This window comes from Streptomyces sp. MnatMP-M17, assembly GCF_900091995.1.
Taxonomy (GTDB): Bacteria; Actinomycetota; Actinomycetes; order Streptomycetales; family Streptomycetaceae; genus Streptomyces.
Genome location: NZ_FMDK01000252.1, coordinates 1 through 4579, shown reverse-complemented (window position 1 = coordinate 4579; position 4579 = coordinate 1). Strand labels below are relative to the sequence as shown.

Sequence of the window (4579 nt, the reverse complement as noted above, 5' to 3'; positions counted from 1 at the left end):
GGGAAAAAGCCACGACGAGTACGAGCGGAAGCGGCGGGTGCGCTCGTACAGTCGGCGCGGCAGCGTCCGTACGCTCCCTCGTCGCCGCGCTCACCATCGCCACCACCGCCCGGATCGGCCCTCGCGTCGACGGCGTCGCCGAGATCCGCTACCTCGAAGCCGCCACCCGCGCCCCATTGGCCGCCTACGACGACCCCGCCTGGTGTGACCACAGCGAAGCCGCCAACCGCGCCGCCAAAGACGCCCACCTGATGACCGAAGCTCTCGCCACCGTCACCACGGCACTCCTCGGCCTCTTCGCCGCCGCCGGCGTTCTCACCCACCTCCACCCCGTACTGCTACCGCTCCTGCTCGTCGCTGTCGTGCCGCGTGGCTGGGCAGCCGTCCGCGCCGCCCGCGCCGCCTACCTCACCGACCGCCACACGCTCGCCGACCGCCGTCTGCGGCACTCCCTCATGTTCCACACCGCCGGACGGGACAGCGCCCTTGAAGTCCGCGCCAACACCATGCGCAGCTGGCTCCTCGACCGCTTCCGTACCGTCACCTCCCGTCTCGAAAACGCCGCCGCCGAAGTCGGCCGTACCCACGCCCGCTGTCAGATCCTCGGCGACGCCGCCGCCGGAACCGCCACCGCAGGCGTCTATGCCGCCCTCCTGTGGCTCACCGCCGACGGCCACATCCCTCCCGCCACGGCCGGCACCGCCTTCATCGCCGTCCAGACCAGCGGGCGCCTCCTGACCGGTCTCGTCCACGGCGCCAACTCCTCTTACAAGACCGGCCTCTACCTTGACGACTGGGACCGATTCCTCACCGACACCACCGCCCGAACCACCCTCCCCGACGAGCCCCGGCCCGTCCCGCGCAACCCGAAGCTGATCGAAGCCCGGAACGTCACCTTCCACTACCCCGGCAGTGAACTTCCCGCCCTCAAGGGCATCAACGTACGCGTACATCAGGGCGAAGTACTGGCCATCGTCGGTGCCAACGGATCCGGAAAATCCACGCTCGCCAAACTCCTCGCCGGCCTGTACACACCCACCAGCGGCACGGTCACCTGGGACGGCACCGACCTGGCCGCCGTCGACCCCGAACAGGTATGGAACCAACTCGCGATGCTCCCCCAGGACTTCGGCCGCTGGCCCGTCACTGCCCGCGAGAACATCACCCTCGGGCAGGGCCCGCAGGACGACACCGCCATCACCACAGCAGCCCACGCCGCTGGAGCCGACACCGTACTGGCCACCTTCCCCGACGGCCTCGACACCAACCTCGCTCCCTCCTGGTGGGGAGGACGCGACCTCTCCGGCGGGCAATGGCAGCGCCTCGCCGCCGCCCGCGCCTTCTACCGCAACGCCCCTGTCCTGATCTGCGACGAACCCACCTCAGCCCTCGACCCGCTCGCCGAGGAGGCCGTCTACGAACGCATCCGCACCCTCAGCGCCAATCGCACCGTCATCCTCATCACCCACCGCCTCGGCTCCACCCGCACCGCCGACCGGATCATCGTCCTCGACGGAGGCGAGATCACCGAAGAAGGCACCCACCACACGCTCCTTCAGCACAACGGCACCTATACAACGATGTGGCGCGCCCAAGCGCAGACCTACAACGACCGAGCCGCCGCCGAGCGATAGAGCGTGAGCGGGCGACGGATGGACCGGCGAGGGGGATCGGTCCAGACAGAGAGCGTGGCTCGGTGGATCAGTGGATACGTCCCTCGCGGTGACGTCAGGCGGCCTGAGTCTGGTCGTGTACGTCAACGTCGGGCGGCGCGAGCCACACCAGTCGTGGGGAACACTCCTTCGACCGCGGGAAGTACCGCACGGCGTGATCCGGCGCCGTGAGCTGCCATCGCCGTCCGCTCTCGATCTGAGTGACCTCGGCCTTCCCGTCGTCGTACGCCAGCCCCCACGCGACGACCATGGCATCCGCGTCGTCCGTGCCGGCGCAGTACTCGATGACGACGGCGAAGAGCCGGGGCGCGGTGTCACGTACCAATTCGTACAGCTCTCGCCCGAAGTCGAACGGCTCCAGGGCAGGGTCCTGCGGCGATACGGTCATGGGATTCCCCTGTCGGAAGAGGGTGGCACCTGCCCGGCCGAGGCTGGGCATGGCGATGTGAAGGCGCCTTGCGGCGCGGCCAGTTGGAGTGGCCTGACTCACACCGTAGCGACTGATGTAGTATCTAGTCCACCCGTTGGGTGTGGAGTAGCACCCCAGCTCACTCTTATGGGTTCCAATGTATCTGTGTGTACAAACCAGGAGAGGACGGCAATGATGCCCCCGAGCAAGCTCCCGCCAACGATCCGGCAACGGCGCCTGGGCGCCGAGCTTCGGCGCTTGCGTGAACTCGCCGAGATCTCCGCCACCGAAGCGGGTCGGCTGCACGGCACGACGCAGTCGCGGATCAGCAACATCGAGTCCGGTGGCTATCCGGTGAGTGCCGAGCGCGTGCGCACGCTCGCGCGGCTGTACGGCTGCGCGGACCAACCACTGATCGACGAGCTCGCGAGCATGACCGGCGGGCGGACGCGCGGATGGTGGGACGAGTACCGGGGGATCTTGCCGGAACCGCACCTGGACCTTGCGGAACTGGAGCATCACACCCGGCAGATGCGTATCGCCACCACGATTCACATGCCGGGGCTCCTACAGACCACGGAGCATGCCCGAGCTCTGTTCAGGGACGTTGTTCCGCCTTTCGATCCCCCTACAGTCGAGCACCAAGTCTCCTTCCGGATCAAGCGGCAGGCAGTGATCTACGGAGAACAGCCCACGCAACTCACGGCGATCATCCATGAAGCCGCCCTGCGCATGGGGTTCGGGGGCCCGAAGGTGGCTCGTGCCCAACTGGAACATCTGATGGAAATGAGCGAGCATGAACACATCACCGTTCGCGTCACCCCGTTCGGCACCGGCAGCTATCCGAGTTCCGGTTCGGCAATCGTCTATTTCGATGCCGAAGTCCCTCAGCTCGACACCGTGCAGCTTGACACAGACATTTACTCCGGCTATGTAGAGGCACAACCCCAACTCCTCAGGTACCGCGCCGTACTCGACCGGCTTGAGGGAAGCGCCCTCACGCCGGGGGAGTCACGCGACCTGGTTCAGCGCGTGGCCCAGACCTTGTGATTGGCTACTGAACATGTCCAACTACGACTGGCAGAAGTCTTCCTATAGCGGCACGTCAGCCAACTGCATCGACGTTGCAGCCGACGACGGCACGATCAAGCTCCGCGAGAGCGACTCCCCGGACACCATCGTCACCACCACCCCCGAAAAGCTCCGTGCCTTCATCCTCGGTATCAAGGCGGGCGAGTTCGACCACTTCGTCAACGACGCCACTGACATCGCCCCGGACACCGCGTCGCCCGAGCACCCCTCGGGCGCGCAAACCGGCTGATGCGGTACAGGTTCAGCGAAAGCGCAAGCCCGGCAAGCTCGGCCGGAAGGGACAGCGGTTCGGGTTCGCGGCGGAGGGCGCGCTGATGCCTGCGAGCATCGCGAGCTTCTCACGCAGCAGGCCCTGCACCCGGCGCCGCTCTCCATAGGTCCGCAGTCGGCTCCGGCGTGCCTAAAGGAAGTCGGCAGGTGCCCGTGCTTGTTCATGGTACCGAGCAATGCGTCCGGCCCACGATCCCTGCCTGACCTCCTCGGGGTAGGGGTCCGCAGAGGTCCGGCGACCGCGCCGCGCTGCCTCGGCGTGCTGCCTCACCGCAGTGCGTCCACCCTCTTGCCGTTTGGGGTGCGTCCGTACAGGGCCGCCTCCGTGCCCTCCTTTGCGCGGGTGGCCAGTAGGCGGCCCTTTGTGTGGGCCTTGGCTCCGCCTGAGACTTCCAGTGAGGTGAGCTGGTCGCTGCCGGCCGCCAGTACGTACCAGTGGCCGTTCCGGGACTTCCAGAGGACGCCGGCCAGTACCTGGGGCTCGCGGGGGCCGCAGGCCGGGGTGTCTTCCGCGCGGGCCGCGATCGCGGCCGGGGCCGCCTTGCGTTCCGACGGGGCCTGGAACTGGGCCAGGACGCGGCTGCCCGTTCCGTGCCAGGTTTCCGCGCGGGTGCACAGCCAGCGGGCTGTTCCGTTGGACTCGGGCAAGGGCTGACGGGCGTACTCCCAGGAGTTCACGGAGCGCACGCCGTGCGACCGTACCGTCGGCAGCAGACAGGCCGTACGCGCCCAGGCCGCCCGGTCCGCCGCGTCCGAGACGTCCTTCGGTGACGACGGCGGGCCGGACGTCAGCCGGGCCGGGATCAGTTCGCCGAGATCGGTGAGCAGCCGCTCCGTACCGTCGGCGCGCACCTCCAGCGTGTCCCAGGACGCGCAGTCGCGTGCCGTCGCCGGGCTGTCCAGCGGCTCCGTCACGCCGTGCGCGTCACGGCGCAGCGGACGCGCGGATCCGTCGGGATCGAGCAGATCGCGTACGGAGGTCTCCCGCACCCAAGGCGCGGTCAGATAACGGACGTTGCCGTCCGAGCGGCCGAGGACCAGCGCGCCCGAGACCGTCGCGTCCGCGCCGTCGGTCCGCGCGAAGTCGAGCGCCACGGCCGTGCCGTCGGCTGCCGCGCCGTCCGCCCGGCCGGCG

Annotated in this window: 4 protein-coding genes and 1 pseudogene; 3 read left to right on the top strand and 2 right to left on the bottom strand. The window is 68.4% G+C overall.

Annotation, left to right across the window (positions count from 1 at the left end; all coding sequences use genetic code 11):
- On the top strand, positions 1–1634 hold a 1634-nt coding region (locus tag GA0115259_RS12310; RefSeq protein ID WP_093595120.1), incomplete at its 5' end, for an ABC transporter ATP-binding protein.
- A gap of 94 nt (positions 1635–1728) precedes the next feature.
- On the opposite strand, the gene GA0115259_RS12305 is transcribed toward GA0115259_RS12310, so the two are convergent.
- Positions 1729–2061 (bottom strand): hypothetical protein, encoded by a 333-nt coding sequence (locus GA0115259_RS12305; protein WP_093595116.1) that lies wholly within the window; start codon positions 2059–2061, stop codon positions 1729–1731.
- Positions 2062–2229: 168 nt separating this feature from the next.
- Here GA0115259_RS12305 and GA0115259_RS12300 point away from each other — a divergent pair, with 168 nt between their 5' ends.
- Together GA0115259_RS12300 and GA0115259_RS12295 are read left to right on the top strand one after the other, a co-directional pair.
- Positions 2230–3132 carry a helix-turn-helix domain-containing protein gene (locus GA0115259_RS12300; RefSeq protein ID WP_345941010.1) on the top strand — a complete coding sequence of 301 codons (903 nt, stop codon included), beginning with the start codon at positions 2230–2232 and terminating at the stop codon, positions 3130–3132.
- A 13-nt stretch (positions 3133–3145) separates the two neighbouring features.
- A complete protein-coding gene (locus GA0115259_RS12295; protein WP_093595113.1) occupies positions 3146–3403 on the top strand; it encodes a DUF397 domain-containing protein in 258 nt (85 codons plus the stop codon).
- 308 nt (positions 3404–3711) lie between these two features.
- Here GA0115259_RS12295 and GA0115259_RS40230 read toward each other — a convergent pair.
- Positions 3712–4579 (bottom strand): annotated as a pseudogene (locus GA0115259_RS40230) (hypothetical protein); the annotation flags it as partial.